The organism is Leptotrichia hongkongensis, from assembly GCF_007990635.1.
GTDB lineage: Bacteria > Fusobacteriota > Fusobacteriia > Fusobacteriales > Leptotrichiaceae > Leptotrichia > Leptotrichia hongkongensis.
The window spans coordinates 1,125,481-1,140,159 of sequence record NZ_AP019846.1 but is presented as its reverse complement, the minus strand read 5'-3'; the positions used below and the strand labels follow the sequence as shown (position 1 = coordinate 1,140,159).

Below are 14,679 nucleotides of genomic sequence, written 5' to 3'. Positions count from 1 at the left end.
TAGGTTTGAGTATATATTTAATTTTTTTAATAAATTTTGTATTTTATCAAAAATTATGTAAAAACTAGAAACAAAAATCGGAAGTAAATCTAATATGAATAACTTCCGATTACTATTTTATTATTTATTTTTAAAATATCTCTAATTTCAGCCAATAATGTTTCTTCTTTTGTTGGAACAGCTTCAATAACTTCTTCTGCAGTTTTGGCGGCAGGTTTTCTTAATTTATTCACAAATTTTACCATTAAGAAAATAACAAATGCCATAATTAAAAAATTAACTATATTTTGAATAAATAATCCATATTTTACTGCAGCTTCTGGAGTTGTTCCAGTAGCAGGAGTAATAACTATTTTTAAATTTGAAAAATCAATTTTTCCTAAAATAATTCCAATAATAGGCATAATTATATCGTCAACTAACGAAGTTACTATTTTTCCAAAAGCAGCACCAATGATAACTCCAACTGCTAAATCCATTACATTACCTTTTGAGATAAATTCCTTGAATTCTTTAAACATTAAAGCAATTCTCCTTTCAAAATTTTATACCGTTTATTATAATGTATTTTTTTTAAAATTGCAACTATTTTATTTAGAAAATATCTAAAATTTTGAAAATTTTATTTATTAAATAGTTGGAGTTCAAAAAACAGAAGATTCATAAAATTATTAAAATTAATTTGTGCTATATAAATAGGAAATAGTATTAAGCTTCTTTTATATTTAATTTTTTCTGTTTTGCATTTTTTCTTATATCCAAAGCACGGAAAAATACTTTGTTAAGTGATATTAAAAGTTTTTTTCTGTCTTCATCTCTTAGAATACCGTTATTGTTATATACAAAGCTATCAGAAATTAGGCATTTAATATACTGGAATGTTTCTGACTTATTTAGTAAAGCTACTCGTTTATCATTAGACAAATTATATTTTTGAGCTTCCTTGCTTAACTTGTCAATACTATATTTTTTTATTTCTTTTAGATATTCTAATTTATCCTTTTTGAAATCAAAATTACCGTTTTCATCTATAACTGCAGAAATAGGACCTTTAACTAATGTCATTTTTCTTATCCTCCTTTATTTTATTATTTAAATTTTCAAGATATTCTTTTGCTCCGTCAACAAATGAGACTGTATCAGTTTCAGAATCTAAAGTCGATAAAATGGGTATTTTAATTCCATTTATCTCTATATATTCAAATTTTTCCTCTTGATTTTTATTAGACATCTTTATACCTCCATTTTATTTTTACCATTGATTTTCTACAAAAGTTCTGATTACTCTGCCTTTACAATATAATAATTCTGTATTTAAAACAATAATATCATCATAACCAGGATTAAATGAACGTAATCTGATAATTCCCTGTTTGTCTATTATTAATTGTTTTATATATGTCTCATCATTATATTCAAAAACGCAAACTTTACCGTTTAAGCTTATTGGATTACTGCAAAGTTCAGGATCAATAATGGCAATAGCACCATCAGGAATACTTTTATCAAGACCAGTCATACTTTCACCAGAAACTTTAATTGCAAAAATTCCTTTTCTATAAATGTTTTGTGGTACTGGATAACTGCCTATCTCTTCTGAAAGGTTTATATAGCCTGTACCAGCACTTGCCTTTCCATACATCGGGATCTCCAATATTTCGATAGGAGTTAAAGGCTCTGGAGCTGGATTTTTTATATCTGTAATTCCAGCTAAATAATTTAAGTCAATATTAAAAAATTTTGCATAAGCTGTAATAAACTTGCTGCTTGGCTCAGATAAATTATTTTCCCAACGTGAAATCATACTTTTAGTTATGTTAAGATTATATTCCCTATTTAATTTTTCAACAAGGGAATCCATTGATAAAGAATTTTCCTTTCGTAAATCCTTTAACCGTTTACCAATATTCATATTAATTCCTCCACATCTATATTTTTATTATAACATATTTGTTCCTAAAATGCAACAAAATATAAAAATTATATTTGAAATCATTATTTTTATAAAATTAGTTGCTTAATAGGAATTATAATAGTAAAATTTTTTATAAAAATTTAAATTTTCTTTGCTTAATTTCTAAAAACATAGTACAATTAATTGTATAAAATATTGATTCAAGAAAGGAAACATAGATATGAAAAGCTTGAAGGATATAAAGGAAATGCTTTCAAAATCAGGGTCATTAATTTTAGGAACAAAAAAAGAAGTTAAAGAGCTGACAAATATTATTAATGATGATGAGATTATTACTTATGCGACTTCAGGAGTGTATGATGGGCATACGTGGCTTGTCGTTTCAACTAATAAGAGAATTATTTTTTTGGATAAAGGAATGCTTTTTGGGGTTAATCAAATTGAGATTCCTCTTAGCAAAGTAAATGCTGTCAAATACAAAAAAGGTTTATTTATAGGCGAGATAGAAATATGGGATGGAGCTTCTATGTTTAGAGTAAAAAGTGTATTGAAAAAAACACTTATTCCATTTATAAACGCTGTAAATAATTCGATAGAAGAAATGAAAAAAACACAAAATTCTCCAAAATTATCTGTAGCTGATGAAATTATGAAATTTAAAAGATTACTTGATGAGGGGGGAATAACACAAGAAGAATTTGATAAGAAAAAGAAAGAACTCTTGTAATAGTAAATGTTGAGAATTGTAATAATTTTTCAAAAAATTTATTACAATTATTTACTAAATTATGATATAATTAGACATATTGATAAATTAGAGATGTGGAAGGACGTAGATAAAATGAAAAAACTAATATTTTCACTTATATTTTTAGTTGGGGCGCAAGGATTTAGTGATACGTGCAGTTTTGCTCCTAATCCTGATACTTTTTTAGAAAGAGTTATAAAAAAGATACAATCTGAAAAAAGAACAAATGATATTTTTTGCGATAGAGATAAAGTAAAAATGGCATATTACACAATTGAAGATGAGGATTATAATGCAAATGTCGGAGTTGCCATAAAAGTGGCTCCAACAACTACCAATGATGATTTTAAAAAAGAATTTTATAAAAAATTTAATGATTATAAAGATTTTTTTGCAAAAATTGATACCAAAAATCTTGGAAAAACTCCATTGCCAGATAAAGAAATAGTGCGTTTCTACGTACAATTTCCAGATGAAAAAAGTATCATTATAATTGGAAAATATGAATATAATTTAAAGACAAAAGAACGTCAATTAGTAGCTAATTTAAAAGCAAAAGATTATTTTGAAAAATTAAATTTATTCCAGCCATTGGCAGTAAAAGTTACATATTCTGATGATGGACATATATTTTAATAAAAAAATAATAAAAGTAATGTTGAAAAATATTTAGGAGGGAAATTATGAGCATCAAAAGGATAAGAAAAGCTGTTATACCTGCAGCAGGACTTGGAACTAGAGTTTTACCAGCAACCAAAGCACAGCCTAAAGAAATGCTTGTAATAGTTGACAAACCTGCATTACAGTATCTTGTAGAAGAACTTGTATCTGCTGGGATTGAAGAAATTCTTATTATTACTGGAAGAAATAAGGGATCAATAGAAAATCATTTTGATTATTCTTATGAACTGGAAAAAACATTAGAAGAAAAAGGGAAAAAAGATTTATTGAAAATAGTAAACAATATTTCTGAAATGTCAAATATTTATTATGTTCGTCAAAAAAGACCATTAGGTTTAGGGCATGCAATAAGCTGTGCAGAAGCATTTGTAGGAGATGAGCCATTTGTTGTGCTTTTAGGAGACGATATTATCTATACTGATAAAGATAAAGGGCAAAGTCCTGTTACAAAACAGCTTGTAGAAAAATATAATGAACTACAAGGCGGTACAATTTTAGGAGTACAGGAAGTTCCTCACGAAAATGTCTCAAAATATGGGATAATAAAGCCATTAAAGAAAATTGACGAAAAAACAGTGGCAGTAGAAGATTTTATTGAGAAACCATCAATTGCTGAAGCTCCGAGTAATCTTGCGGCATTAGGGCGATATGTGTTAGAGCCTGAAATCTTTTCATATTTAAAAAGGACAAAACCTGGAAAAGGTGGAGAAATTCAGTTGACAGATGCAATTTTGGCAATGAAGAACGATGGTGAAAAATTGTATGCGTATAATTTTGATGGATTAAGATACGATACTGGAGATAAATTTGGGATGTTTGTTGCAAACGTTGAATTTGGATTAAGACATGAAGAATTAAAAGATAAAGTAAAAGATTACTTGAAAGATCTAGTAGAAAAACTATAATTTAAAAATGTGGTATTCGTCCTTTATAATAAAATTATAAGATAAATCAAAAAAAAAAAAAAAATAGTAACTATGATAAAATTATAGCAAATATATAATTTAGTAAGGATAAAATAATACAAAGGAGTGAACGCTATGAAAAATGTATTTAGAATTCTGGCTGTAATTTTGTTGGGACTAAGTGTAGCAAGCTGTGAACTGTTTAGTCCGAGTTATTGGAACAGAGTAAATAAAAGATGGGAAGAAAGAGGCGTACAATGTTACAAAAAATACAATGGAAATGTCTATTGTGAGGATAAGTATGGAAATCGTTTTTAATTTGTAAGTTTATCTAAATAGATTGTTATGCTTGGAAGTAGAATTTTTATGATTCTGCTTCTTTTTTTGAGAAAAATTTAGAAATATTAAAATTTATCATGTTATTTTGTATTGTTTGTAATTTAAAAAACAAAAATTACTGAACTCAAAAGTTATGACTATTTACTCAAACCCTTAGTTATACTATTCCCTATTAAAACAATGTAGTTTTTATAATTCCGTTTAGCAAGGGGTCAAGACCCCTTGTCAGAAAGTGAAATAGGAAATCATTTCTTTTTTCAAATGGGGTTTAGTATTGATATAATTTTTAATAGTTTAATTTTAAATGGATTCGAGTATATATTAAAAATACTAGGTTTTATACTCTGTCAAATAAGTTTGTAATAAATTTCTTATTTAGGCGGAGTTTAGTATTAACACTATTTATTTTTAAGATTTTATATGTTAAAATATACACAAACTTTAAATAGAAATGAGGTAGATTCAATTGTATAAAATAAAGATTAATAACATGAAATTTCATTCATATATAGGTGTTTATGAAGAAGAAAAAAAAATTGGACAAAATATTGAAATTGATTTAATCATTTCACTTTCAAAGGAAATCATTAAAAATGATGACATAAATAGTACATTGAGTTATGGAGATTGTTATAGAAAAATAGAGGAAATTGTTAAAGCAAGCAGAGTAGATTTGCTGGAAACATTGGCTTTGGATATTATAGAAGAGATGAAAAAAATGAATGAAAAAATTGAATATGTGCAAGTAAATATACGAAAATTAGCAGTTCCAATTAATGGAATTTTTGACAGTGTTGAAATTCAGATAAAAGATTAGGCGGAGCAAGGAAAGGGATAAAATAAAAATGGCTAAAAATAGAGTTTATTTAAGTTTGGGTAGTAATATTGGAAAAAGAGAAGAATATATTCAAAAAGCTATTGAAGCAATTGAAAAAATTGAAGGAATTGAAGTATTGAAAAAATCAGGATTATACGAAACAACTCCTGTTGGATATTTAGAGCAAGATTTGTTTTTAAATGCAGTAATTAAGATTGAAACTGATTTTTCAGCAAGAGAAATCTTAAAAATCATAAATAAAATTGAAGCTGAACTAGATAGAAAAAGGGAAATTAGATGGGGACCAAGAACGATTGATATTGATATTTTGATTTTTTCAGATAAAAAAATTAACGAACCTGATTTGATAGTTCCACATAAGGAAATGCTGAATAGATTATTTGTACTAGTTCCATTGAGTGAAATTTATGATGGAGAGTATTTTTACAAAGAAGAAATTGCAGAAAAATAAATGAGTTAGTTAAAGCAGGGGATCAAAAATTGAAAAATTTGAAAAACCAATAATTATAAAATTAATAGATCAAATTAAAATATTGTATACAATAAAAAGAATTATCATAATTCTTATATTTTTGAATTTTTAAATTAAATTATCGGACGTTTAATTATTATTTTATTTAGAATAATATATTGCTACAAACTAAAAAATGTAAAAACTCATTTAACAATTATTAATGTAATTGAATAAATTTAGAAATATAATTAAATAACTATTATTTATAAAGGAGTTCATCTTCTTTACTAAAGATGAATAATGTTAAGTTAGTAATTATTTATTATTACGAAGATAAAATCATGTAATAAATATAGACTAAATATATAAATATGAGAATAAAATTTACCAAGATGAATTGAGGAGTAGCATTTGTTATAGAAATAAAAAGAAAGGTTAAGAAAATGAAAAAAAACAAAAACATAGATAAAGAAACGAGATTAAAAAATATTGAAAACGCAGTACGTGAAATTTTAATAAATATTGGGGAAGATGCCGATAGAGAAGGGCTTATTGAGACTCCTAAAAGAGTTGCAAAAATGTATGAAGAGATTCTGAGTACAAAAAGTGTAGATGATTTTGAAAATTATAAATTATTTGATGTAGATTTAGGCGATTCGCAGGAAATGGTGCTTGTAAAGGAAATACCTTTTTTTTCAATGTGTGAGCATCATATGCTACCATTTTTTGGAAAAGTGCATGTTGCATATATTCCGAGAGAGAATAAAGTTATTGGACTTAGCAAGATACCAAGACTTGTGGAATTTATTTCAAGAAAATTAAGTGTTCAGGAAGAAATTACTGTAAATATTGCAAAAAAATTGATAAAAATACTAAATCCACTGGGAGTTGCTGTAGTGGTTGAGGCACGACACATGTGCATTGAAATGAGAGGAGTTAATAAAATTGGTTCTGTGACTAGAACTTCTTTTTATAGTGGTGAATTTAAGGAGAATGTGGATAGGAAGAAGGAGTTTTTGGATGGGATAAAATAAAATTTTAAGGATATTTTTTTAGTTTGGAGAAAAAATATGATAGAGTTAATAACTAAGGAAAAATTTTATAAATTAATGAAAGAATATTCTGAATATATCTTTTGGCGAAAATACGAGGATATATCTGAAAACTTATTACAAATATTGAAAGAAGATATTTACAAGAATGAAAATTCATACGACATATTGACACCTTTTAAAGAAGGGGGAAAAGATTGGTTATTGAAATATGTATACAAATATCAGCCTAGAACTGGAAAAATTTTAAAGGAAAACTCTAAACTTTTTGGTGGAGTAGATTTAGATACAAAATTAGAATATACAAAAGAAGGAGAACTTGGTAATACGTTTTTAGGATTAGAATGTAGTAATACAATAATTGAGATTGAAAGAGATTTTTATGGAAATAACTTATGTGATAAAGAGGAAAATAAAACTATATCTAAAGAAATAAACAGGTATTATTCTCTTCCAGAAAAAATAAAGATGGCTTATTTTTATAAGTTTAGTGGATTTGGAACTAGTGGAATCGGATCTGTATTACCTTGTAACAGCTGGGATAGTTTTGATGGATATATGGACTCGTATAAAATTCCTAAAGGGAAACAAAAGAAATGGTATAAATGGATGGAACAATTTATGCCGAAATTTGATTTGAAATCATTGGGCGGAACATGTACGGATTTTATGAGTTTTTTGGATACAAGATATGAAGGAAATGAAAATGAAATTGAAACAACGCTATTTGTGAAGACACATTTAAAAGATGGAATTGTATATGCAATACAAAATGGCGATATAGAAAATATAAAGATACTTAGCAACCCGGTTGAAGCGATAGATAGATATTGTGAATATGTTTTGACAATGCATAAGACGGATTTTGATTTTACTCCATATTTTGAAGCACTAGAAAAACTGGATGTAAAAGGAGCAACTAATATTTCTATGGAAGAGGAAGATTTGTATATGGTGGAAATAAGGGTGGCATATATAAAAGGTAAATATATAGGTAACAAAGAAAAGGAGTTAAAATGGTATGAACAGATGAAATGGTATTTAGATTTTCATTCATTTGAAAATAATTATGTAAAATTAAGAACAGATGATGGTTGGCTAAATCAAAATAATTCATTAAAATATTTAGATACATCAACAGATAAAAGAATAAAAGAAATGATAGAAAAAAATGAAGTTGAAGAAATACAAATTTTTCGATTTTAGATAGAGGAAAACCAACTGGTGAAAGTGATGCTGTTGTTTTTATAACATTTAATAAAAAAGAAGGATTAACTACTTTTCACGTATGGGATGATTATACGGAAGAAACGGATATGAATGAAAAAATAAATGAAATGAAATTGTTAATAGAACCAGAAATAGAGGAAATATTCGACTGGAAATGCAAAAATAAATTTCCTTATGATTATGTAAAATTTGGAAAAAAAGGATTAATCTCTGAAGCGAAAATAGATAGAATTTATAAGAAAACAACGAAGTGAGCAATAAAAAATGTGTAAAAGAACTAATTATTATATAAGACAAATAAATGGCAATAAAGTAGATTTAGAAGAAGCATTAGAAATGTTTGAAATAAAATATAAAAAGTTACTAAAATTTAAATATGTTTCACAAGTAGCAGGGTTAGATTTGATTGATGTAGTAGAAAATAATCATTATATATCTAAAAGTTTAAGCATAAAAATACTAAATGGAAAAATTTTTTGGAAGTATTTGATGAAGATGAGGAAGAAGATTATGAATATTATTATTATATAAATCCAAATGCACCGATAGCATTGACATATTATCCAAATTATCCAGATTTAATAGATAATAATCTGCATAAAGTTCCTTTAAATATGTTCATAGAAGATAAAGAATTTGTTTGTGAAGCTATAAAAGATTTTTTTGATAAAGGAAATACTGAAAAAATAAAAGAAAATTATATTAAGAATAAGTGGATAATGGATAAATACAAATAATAAAATTAATTTTTTAGAGTATTTATGAGAGGATGAACAAATGTTAAGAGATTTTAAAAAAGAAAAAGAAATGCCAAAAGAAATTATTGAAAAATATAAAGGGCAAGTGCCAGATGAGATTATAGAAATTTGTAAAAATTATGGATTGGGAAGTTTTTTGAATGGGTATTTAAGAGTGATAAATCCAGATGACTACAAGGAATTGGTAGAAGAGACTTATTTTAGTGGGAAAGAATCAATACCTTTGTTTACAACAGCTTTTGCTGATGTGATAACTTGGGAAAATAATAAATATATAGGAATAATTTTTTACAGGGAAGAAGATTTTGATATAATGGCATCAGGGATAAAATATTTTTTTTGTGATATATATAATGAGAGAGAATTTACTGATGATTATTTTGATTTAAAGTTGTATGAAAAAGCTGTAAAAAGATATGGAGAATTAGAATATAATCAAAGTTTTTGTTTTGTTCCGTTGTTAGGATTAGGTGGGAAGAAAAGCATTGATAATTTAGATAAAGGGGATACTTTGACACATATTTACTTGATTACGGAGCTTGTGGGGAAAGTGGGAATAGATGATTAAAATATCACAATTTAGTTGGAGAGAAAGGAGATAAATTATGAAAAAAGAATGGCAAGAAGAATTTTTTGAAAGACAAAATGAGTTAATAAGTGCACTAACACAGCAAATAAATGATACAATACCAGATGAATGGAAGGAATTTTATTTTCATGCAGATATAAATGATGATTTTAGTGGAGGAGTATATTTTTTCTTTAACACAAAAGAAAGTACAGATTATATTTATTCTGAGGATATACCTGAAATATATAATGTGAATGAAGATGAATATTATGAAAGATGGGACAAATTATATAAATTATCAAAATCTTTAAAACAGTTATTTATAGAATATGAACAAGTACTTTGGCAAGCAATAACAATAATAGTGGATGAAAAAAGGACTTTAAAAATGGATTATGATTATACAGAATGCTTAGGCAGTTCATCTGGTCATAATGAAATGATAGACTATTTTGAATATAAATATTTAGGTAAAGTTCCTGGAGATAAAGAAGAAGAAGAATTGTTTAAGAAAATGGAGGAATATCAGAGTAAATTTAATAAATAGTGAGGAAGCGAAATGTTAAGAGATTTTAAAAAAGAGAAAGATATGCCAGAAGAAGTTATAGAAAGATACAGAGACTTAGTCCCTAAAGAAATGATAGAAATATGGAAAAAGTATGGCTTAGGAAGTTTTTTGAATGGGTATCTAAGAGTAATAAATCCAGATGATTATAAAGAATTAGTAGAAGAAACTTACTTTAGAGGAAAAGAGTCAATACCTTTGTTTACAACAGCTTTTGCAGATGTAATAACATGGCAAGAAAATGGATTTATAGATATAGTTCAGTATAGATATGAGGATTTTGAGATAATGTTAAAAAATATGGGATATTTTTTAAAATTTATATATACTGAAAAAACATTTACTGATGATTATTTTGATTTAAAATTATATGAAAAGGCTGTAAAAAGATATGGAGAATTAGAATATAATCAAAGTTTTTGTTTTGTTCCATTGTTAGGGTTAGGTGGGAAGAAAAGTGTTGATAATTTAGATAAAGGAGATACTTTGACACATATTTACTTGATTACGGAGCTTGTGGGGAAAGTAGGAATAGATGATTAGAATTAAGTTGGAATATCAAAATAAACTTAACAAATGATAATTTTTACAAAAATAGGAGAAAAAAGTGATGAAAGAATCATTATATGGGGAAAAGAAAAGAGTAAAATTGCTTGCAGAAATTTTGGACAAAATGAATAATCCAGCGAGCGATGTTCAGGTCATTCATGTTAGCGGGACGAATGGGAAAGGTTCGACTTGTTATATGATTAATAGCATTTTGTGTGAAATGGGATATAAAGTTGGATTATTTACGAGTCCTCAAATAAGGACAATTTATGAATTGATTAAGGTTAATGGGATTGAAATTATAGAATTGGAATTTAAAGAGTGTAAAAATAAGTTAAGACAGGTTTTGAATGAACTAGATTTGGATTTGGAAAATGATTTATCGTATTTTGAAATGGTGTTTTTGATTGCGATGATACATTTTAAAAATAAGGATGTGAATGTTCTGATTTTGGAATGTGGGCTTGGAGGGGAACTGGATGCAACGAACGCAGTTTCAAAAATTGATTATACTATTTTTACAAAGATTGGGATTGATCATAAAAATATTTTGGGAAATACGATTGAGGAAATTTGTCAAACAAAATCAAAAATTATAAGAAAACAGAGCAATGTTATAATTGCTCCAAATCAGATAGATGTAGTTTATGAAATTTTGGAAAAAGAAGCAAAATATAAAAATTGTGATATTTTTTTAGCTGAAAAAAATATAAAAATTGAAAAAATGGAAAATATAGAAGAGAATAGCCAAAATATTTACGAAAAAGAAGATTTAAAATCTGCAAACGATTTAGAATTTCAAAATAAAATTAAAGCTGAAATGATTGGAAATTATGATTTTGGGAAAAATTTTAAAAATAATGAGTATTTTTTAAATTTGGACTAAAAGGAGAGCAACAACTAGAGAATTTGGCAACAGTTTTGATGTGGTATTTTAGATTTTGTGATGATTCTAAAAATAGTGTAGAAAATACAGAGGAAATCTTGGACAGAACTTTGGGAACATTGCAAATTGAAGGAAGAATGGAAAAAGTTGAGAAAATTAAAAATGTGTATTTGGATGTGGCACATAATGAGGATAGTGTCGAGGCATTTGTAGATTATGTTAAAAAGAATTTTGATAATAAGAAAAAGATTTTTGTAGTTGGATTTTTGAAGGATAAGGAAGTTGAGAAATGTGTGAATCTTTTAAAAATAGCTGGAGATAATTTTATACTTACAGAGCCGAATAATGAAGAAAGAAAATTGGATTCAGAGATTTTGAAAAAATATTTTGAAGATAAAAAAATTGAAAATCCTAAAAATATTATAATTTCTGAAAAGAATATTGAGAAGGCTTTTTTGAAAGCATTGGAATTGAGGGAGAATGAAGATGAGTGTATTTTTGTAGTGGGATCATTTTACTTGTTAGGAGAAGTAAAAAAAGTTATTGAAAAATGTTTTTAATTTAATCAGAATAAATATTAAAACAAAAAAACAGGCATACCATTCAAGAAGGGAAAGAAATAAAAAAATGATTAAAATTAATGAAATTAAGAATAAGGATTCAAAAAATATTGTTATTGAATTTAATGGAAATAAAGAAGAATTACGTAAATTTGAGAATTTTTGAAGAAAAGAATATTTTTTCATTTAATAAAAATGAAGGGATTACAGCTATTTTTAAATATTCAGAATTAAAACAACTGATTGAGATTTTGAAAATGGAAAATAGTTTTGAATTTGAAAATGGAATTGAAAAATTGGAAGAGATTTTACAAGAAAATAGACTGATTTGGAACGGGAATAGGTTTGAGTTTGATTTGACAACTGAATCAGTTATTTATTCAATTTTGAATATTACGCCAGATTCATTTTATGATGGTGGGATAAATTCGAGTCTAGATAAGGTTTTGAAGCGGATTGAGGAAGATATTAGGAATGGGGCTAAAATATTTGAATTTGGGGGGAAATCATCGAAGCCTAATTTTGATGATATTTCGGCAGAAGAAGAATGGAATCGGATTGAAAAATATATTAAGGCTGTGAAAAAGGAGTTTCCAGATATTGTGCTGGCTTTAGATAGTGATACTGAGGAAGTTATTGAAAAAGGACTGGATTCGGGTATTGATATTATTAATGATTTCAATGGATTCACTTCGGAAGGAAAATTGAAATTAGTTGAAAAATATAAACCTGCGTTGGTTGTTATGAATAATGGTCGATTTGATGAAATTCCAAACTTGAAAAATTATTTGGAAAATTATTTTGATGAGCGGATAAAAGAAATTTTAGAAACTGGAATTGAGAAAGAAAAAATTTCGATAGATCCGGGAGTTGGGTATTCTTCAAATAACAGCATGAATACGCCTGAAGATATAGAAAGAATTAAGTCGATAAAATATTTACGTAATATGAGATTACCAATAATGATTGCAATTTCAAGAAAAAGTTTTAATGAAAAAATATTTGGACTGTCGTTAGAAGAAAGACTTATGGGAACATTGATGTTTGAGAGTCTAATGGTGCAAGATGGCGGAAGGATTTTGAGAGTTCATGATGTAAAGGAAACTAGGGATATTTTGAATATGCTGGAAGTTTATAATAAAATTTAATTTTATACTCGAACCCGTTTAAAATTAAACTATTAAAAATTATACAAACTTAGGGTTTGAGTAAATAGTCATAGCCTTTGAGTTTTGTTTTAAAGTGGTTTTACTATAAAATTAAAGAAAATATCCAAAAGGAGAAAATTTTGAAAATAGAAAATATAAATTTTTTGAAAAAACATTTACAAAATTTAGCAGAATACGAGCCTGAATTGAAAACAAAAATAGGAAAAATTTCGGAAATATTATCACAAACGAAAATAGAGGATTTGACAAACAGAAAATCAAAAGTTCATTTATCAGCAAGTGCAGTTATTTTTAATAAAAATAAATGCTATTTTATAAAACATCCGTATTTAAAAACTATTTTACTGCCAGCAGGACATGTAGAAAATGGTGAAATGCCTATAGATACTGCTATTCGTGAATTTGTAGAAGAAACTGGTTTTTTTGCAAAAATTGATAAAAATATGCAAAATATGGGATTAATAGATGTTAATGTGATTGATATTCCTGAAAATCCTTTAAAAAGTGAAGGGAAGCATATTCATATTGATTTTCGGTATAAACTTGTTTTGGATGAAGAGAGAGAAGGGCAAAAGGCTGAGTTGGAGTGGTTTTTGCTAGGAGAAAATGAAGCTGATGATGAATTTAAGGGATATTATAAGTATTTAGAGTGTTAAAATTTTTAGAAAATTTAGGCATATAATTTCAAAGTTGAAATAAAAGTACGAATATTTTGAAATGTTAAATTAGGAGAAAGATTATGAAAGAATTTATAATTGATAATTATTTAGAAGATATAAGAAAGAAAATACCTGCGTATGACTTAATGATTGAAATATTATTTAATTCTGTTTTAAAAGTTAAAGATAAAATTTTGGAAATAAAGGATATTTTATCAATAGGTGGACAAAGTTTAGAAATCAAAAATTTATCAGATATTTACAAAGATTCAAAAATAACAGTAGTAGAACCTAGCGAGACTATGATAAATATTGTAAAAAATGAATGTAATAATTTGAAAAATTTAGAGTATATTTGTGATAAATTTGAAAATTATACAAATAATAAAAATTTTCAGTTATGTTTGTGTCTTTTGGTTTTGCAATTTGTTGATAATCCAAAAAAATTTTTGGAAAAAATTTATAAGAGTCTTGATAAAGATGGAATATTCATAATAAGTATTTTTTCAAATAGACAACTGAATTATTGGAAAGAATTTGCATTGGCAAGAGGAGCAAGGAAGGAGCAAGTTGAGAAAATATTTGGTTGTCAATCTGAAGTAATGAATGTTTTATCTGCTGATTATGTTGAAAAATTATTAAAAGAGACTGGATTTTCTAAAATTGAGAAGGTTTGTGAAGTGCTTTCTGTGAGTATGTGGGTTTTAAAGAAATGACATTTTTAAATTTAAAAATTTTTCTATTCAAGAATAAAAATTATAAAATATAAAAAGTTTTTGAATAGAAAACAAAAAATTGAC

General features: G+C 26.4%; 23 protein-coding genes. 19 read left to right on the top strand and 4 right to left on the bottom strand.

What is annotated here, in order from left to right:
- Positions 1 to 89: 89 nt before the first annotated feature.
- From mscL to FVE75_RS05485, 4 genes are all read right to left on the bottom strand, one after another.
- On the bottom strand, positions 90 to 521 hold the full coding sequence (gene mscL / locus FVE75_RS05500; RefSeq protein ID WP_147005588.1) for a large-conductance mechanosensitive channel protein MscL: 432 nt from the start codon (positions 519 to 521) through the stop codon (positions 90 to 92).
- Positions 522 to 708: 187 nt separating this feature from the next.
- The gene (locus tag FVE75_RS05495; protein WP_147005587.1) at positions 709 to 1,065 is read right to left on the bottom strand and encodes a hypothetical protein; all 357 of its coding nucleotides are present in this window, start codon (positions 1,063 to 1,065) and stop codon (positions 709 to 711) included.
- Positions 1,052 to 1,231 (bottom strand): hypothetical protein, encoded by a 180-nt coding sequence (locus FVE75_RS05490; protein ID WP_147005586.1) that lies wholly within the window; start codon positions 1,229 to 1,231, stop codon positions 1,052 to 1,054. Before FVE75_RS05490 ends, FVE75_RS05495 begins: the two co-directional genes overlap by 14 nt.
- A 21-nt stretch (positions 1,232 to 1,252) precedes the next feature.
- Positions 1,253 to 1,912 carry an XRE family transcriptional regulator gene (locus tag FVE75_RS05485; RefSeq protein ID WP_147005585.1) on the bottom strand — a complete coding sequence of 220 codons (660 nt, stop codon included), beginning with the start codon at positions 1,910 to 1,912 and terminating at the stop codon, positions 1,253 to 1,255.
- 223 nt (positions 1,913 to 2,135) lie between these two features.
- Between FVE75_RS05485 and FVE75_RS05480 the strand changes: the two genes are divergently transcribed.
- The 19 genes from FVE75_RS05480 (at position 2,136) to FVE75_RS05400 (ending at position 14,595) form a co-directional block, all read left to right on the top strand.
- Positions 2,136 to 2,642: a PH domain-containing protein gene (locus tag FVE75_RS05480; RefSeq protein WP_147005584.1), complete on the top strand. Its 507-nt coding sequence runs from the start codon at positions 2,136 to 2,138 to the stop codon at positions 2,640 to 2,642.
- 114 nt (positions 2,643 to 2,756) lie between these two features.
- On the top strand, positions 2,757 to 3,299 hold the full coding sequence (locus FVE75_RS05475; RefSeq protein ID WP_039901638.1) for a hypothetical protein: 543 nt from the start codon (positions 2,757 to 2,759) through the stop codon (positions 3,297 to 3,299).
- Between the two features lie 47 nt (positions 3,300 to 3,346).
- Positions 3,347 to 4,249: a UTP--glucose-1-phosphate uridylyltransferase GalU gene (gene galU, locus FVE75_RS05470; RefSeq protein ID WP_147005583.1), complete on the top strand. Its 903-nt coding sequence runs from the start codon at positions 3,347 to 3,349 to the stop codon at positions 4,247 to 4,249.
- 135 nt (positions 4,250 to 4,384) lie between these two features.
- Positions 4,385 to 4,567, top strand: coding sequence for a hypothetical protein (locus tag FVE75_RS05465; protein ID WP_071124966.1), 183 nt, complete (start codon positions 4,385 to 4,387; stop codon positions 4,565 to 4,567).
- A 487-nt stretch (positions 4,568 to 5,054) separates the two neighbouring features.
- Positions 5,055 to 5,405, top strand: a complete 351-nt coding sequence (gene folB, locus FVE75_RS05460; RefSeq protein ID WP_071124965.1) for a dihydroneopterin aldolase — start codon at positions 5,055 to 5,057, stop codon at positions 5,403 to 5,405.
- A 28-nt stretch (positions 5,406 to 5,433) separates the two neighbouring features.
- Positions 5,434 to 5,877 (top strand): 2-amino-4-hydroxy-6-hydroxymethyldihydropteridine diphosphokinase, encoded by a 444-nt coding sequence (gene folK, locus FVE75_RS05455; RefSeq protein WP_172618785.1) that lies wholly within the window; start codon positions 5,434 to 5,436, stop codon positions 5,875 to 5,877.
- A 446-nt stretch (positions 5,878 to 6,323) separates the two neighbouring features.
- Positions 6,324 to 6,914 carry a GTP cyclohydrolase I FolE gene (folE, locus tag FVE75_RS05450; RefSeq protein WP_147005582.1) on the top strand — a complete coding sequence of 197 codons (591 nt, stop codon included), beginning with the start codon at positions 6,324 to 6,326 and terminating at the stop codon, positions 6,912 to 6,914.
- A gap of 36 nt (positions 6,915 to 6,950) precedes the next feature.
- A complete protein-coding gene (locus FVE75_RS05445) occupies positions 6,951 to 8,138 on the top strand; it encodes a hypothetical protein (RefSeq protein ID WP_232052456.1) in 1,188 nt (395 codons plus the stop codon).
- Between the two features lie 110 nt (positions 8,139 to 8,248).
- Positions 8,249 to 8,416, top strand: coding sequence for a hypothetical protein (locus FVE75_RS11395; RefSeq protein WP_232052455.1), 168 nt, complete (start codon positions 8,249 to 8,251; stop codon positions 8,414 to 8,416).
- A 222-nt stretch (positions 8,417 to 8,638) separates the two neighbouring features.
- Complete coding sequence (locus FVE75_RS05435; protein WP_147005580.1) at positions 8,639 to 8,899, top strand: hypothetical protein; 261 nt, start codon at positions 8,639 to 8,641, stop codon at positions 8,897 to 8,899.
- Between the two features lie 40 nt (positions 8,900 to 8,939).
- Positions 8,940 to 9,488, top strand: a complete 549-nt coding sequence (locus tag FVE75_RS05430) for a T6SS immunity protein Tdi1 domain-containing protein (RefSeq protein ID WP_147005579.1) — start codon at positions 8,940 to 8,942, stop codon at positions 9,486 to 9,488.
- A 37-nt stretch (positions 9,489 to 9,525) separates the two neighbouring features.
- On the top strand, positions 9,526 to 10,038 hold the full coding sequence (locus FVE75_RS05425) for an immunity protein YezG family protein (RefSeq protein ID WP_147005578.1): 513 nt from the start codon (positions 9,526 to 9,528) through the stop codon (positions 10,036 to 10,038).
- 12 nt (positions 10,039 to 10,050) lie between these two features.
- Positions 10,051 to 10,599: a T6SS immunity protein Tdi1 domain-containing protein gene (locus tag FVE75_RS05420; RefSeq protein ID WP_147005577.1), complete on the top strand. Its 549-nt coding sequence runs from the start codon at positions 10,051 to 10,053 to the stop codon at positions 10,597 to 10,599.
- Positions 10,600 to 10,666: 67 nt separating this feature from the next.
- A complete protein-coding gene (locus FVE75_RS11390; RefSeq protein WP_232052659.1) occupies positions 10,667 to 11,491 on the top strand; it encodes a Mur ligase family protein in 825 nt (274 codons plus the stop codon).
- Between the two features lie 23 nt (positions 11,492 to 11,514).
- Positions 11,515 to 12,051: a glutamate ligase domain-containing protein gene (locus FVE75_RS11385; protein WP_232052658.1), complete on the top strand. Its 537-nt coding sequence runs from the start codon at positions 11,515 to 11,517 to the stop codon at positions 12,049 to 12,051.
- Positions 12,035 to 12,217, top strand: coding sequence for a hypothetical protein (locus tag FVE75_RS11380; RefSeq protein ID WP_232052684.1), 183 nt, complete (start codon positions 12,035 to 12,037; stop codon positions 12,215 to 12,217). Before FVE75_RS11385 ends, FVE75_RS11380 begins: the two co-directional genes overlap by 17 nt.
- Positions 12,204 to 13,199 carry a dihydropteroate synthase gene (gene folP / locus FVE75_RS05410; protein ID WP_232052657.1) on the top strand — a complete coding sequence of 332 codons (996 nt, stop codon included), beginning with the start codon at positions 12,204 to 12,206 and terminating at the stop codon, positions 13,197 to 13,199. The genes FVE75_RS11380 and folP overlap by 14 nt, the downstream gene beginning before the upstream one ends.
- A gap of 140 nt (positions 13,200 to 13,339) precedes the next feature.
- Positions 13,340 to 13,876 carry an NUDIX domain-containing protein gene (locus FVE75_RS05405; protein ID WP_172618784.1) on the top strand — a complete coding sequence of 179 codons (537 nt, stop codon included), beginning with the start codon at positions 13,340 to 13,342 and terminating at the stop codon, positions 13,874 to 13,876.
- An 83-nt stretch (positions 13,877 to 13,959) separates the two neighbouring features.
- Positions 13,960 to 14,595: a methyltransferase domain-containing protein gene (locus tag FVE75_RS05400; RefSeq protein WP_147005575.1), complete on the top strand. Its 636-nt coding sequence runs from the start codon at positions 13,960 to 13,962 to the stop codon at positions 14,593 to 14,595.
- Positions 14,596 to 14,679: the final 84 nt, after the last annotated feature.

Bases quoted from the DNA above. Each gene is read 5' to 3' on its own strand.
- FVE75_RS05430 (WP_147005579.1), top strand. From the start codon at position 8,940: ATGTTAAGAGATTTTAAAAAAGAAAAAGAAATGCCAAAAGAAATTATT.
- FVE75_RS05425 (WP_147005578.1), top strand. From the start codon at position 9,526: ATGAAAAAAGAATGGCAAGAAGAATTTTTTGAAAGACAAAATGAGTTA.
- FVE75_RS05445 (WP_232052456.1), top strand. From the start codon at position 6,951: ATGATAGAGTTAATAACTAAGGAAAAATTTTATAAATTAATGAAAGAA.
- mscL (WP_147005588.1), bottom strand. From the start codon at position 521: ATGTTTAAAGAATTCAAGGAATTTATCTCAAAAGGTAATGTAATGGAT.
- folE (WP_147005582.1), top strand. From the start codon at position 6,324: ATGAAAAAAAACAAAAACATAGATAAAGAAACGAGATTAAAAAATATT.
- FVE75_RS11395 (WP_232052455.1), top strand. From the start codon at position 8,249: ATGAATGAAAAAATAAATGAAATGAAATTGTTAATAGAACCAGAAATA.
- FVE75_RS05420 (WP_147005577.1), top strand. From the start codon at position 10,051: ATGTTAAGAGATTTTAAAAAAGAGAAAGATATGCCAGAAGAAGTTATA.
- FVE75_RS05475 (WP_039901638.1), top strand. From the start codon at position 2,757: ATGAAAAAACTAATATTTTCACTTATATTTTTAGTTGGGGCGCAAGGA.
- FVE75_RS05490 (WP_147005586.1), bottom strand. From the start codon at position 1,231: ATGTCTAATAAAAATCAAGAGGAAAAATTTGAATATATAGAGATAAAT.
- folK (WP_172618785.1), top strand. From the start codon at position 5,434: ATGGCTAAAAATAGAGTTTATTTAAGTTTGGGTAGTAATATTGGAAAA.
- FVE75_RS05400 (WP_147005575.1), top strand. From the start codon at position 13,960: ATGAAAGAATTTATAATTGATAATTATTTAGAAGATATAAGAAAGAAA.
- galU (WP_147005583.1), top strand. From the start codon at position 3,347: ATGAGCATCAAAAGGATAAGAAAAGCTGTTATACCTGCAGCAGGACTT.
- FVE75_RS05495 (WP_147005587.1), bottom strand. From the start codon at position 1,065: ATGACATTAGTTAAAGGTCCTATTTCTGCAGTTATAGATGAAAACGGT.
- FVE75_RS05480 (WP_147005584.1), top strand. From the start codon at position 2,136: ATGAAAAGCTTGAAGGATATAAAGGAAATGCTTTCAAAATCAGGGTCA.
- FVE75_RS05485 (WP_147005585.1), bottom strand. From the start codon at position 1,912: ATGAATATTGGTAAACGGTTAAAGGATTTACGAAAGGAAAATTCTTTA.
- FVE75_RS05465 (WP_071124966.1), top strand. From the start codon at position 4,385: ATGAAAAATGTATTTAGAATTCTGGCTGTAATTTTGTTGGGACTAAGT.
- FVE75_RS11390 (WP_232052659.1), top strand. From the start codon at position 10,667: ATGAAAGAATCATTATATGGGGAAAAGAAAAGAGTAAAATTGCTTGCA.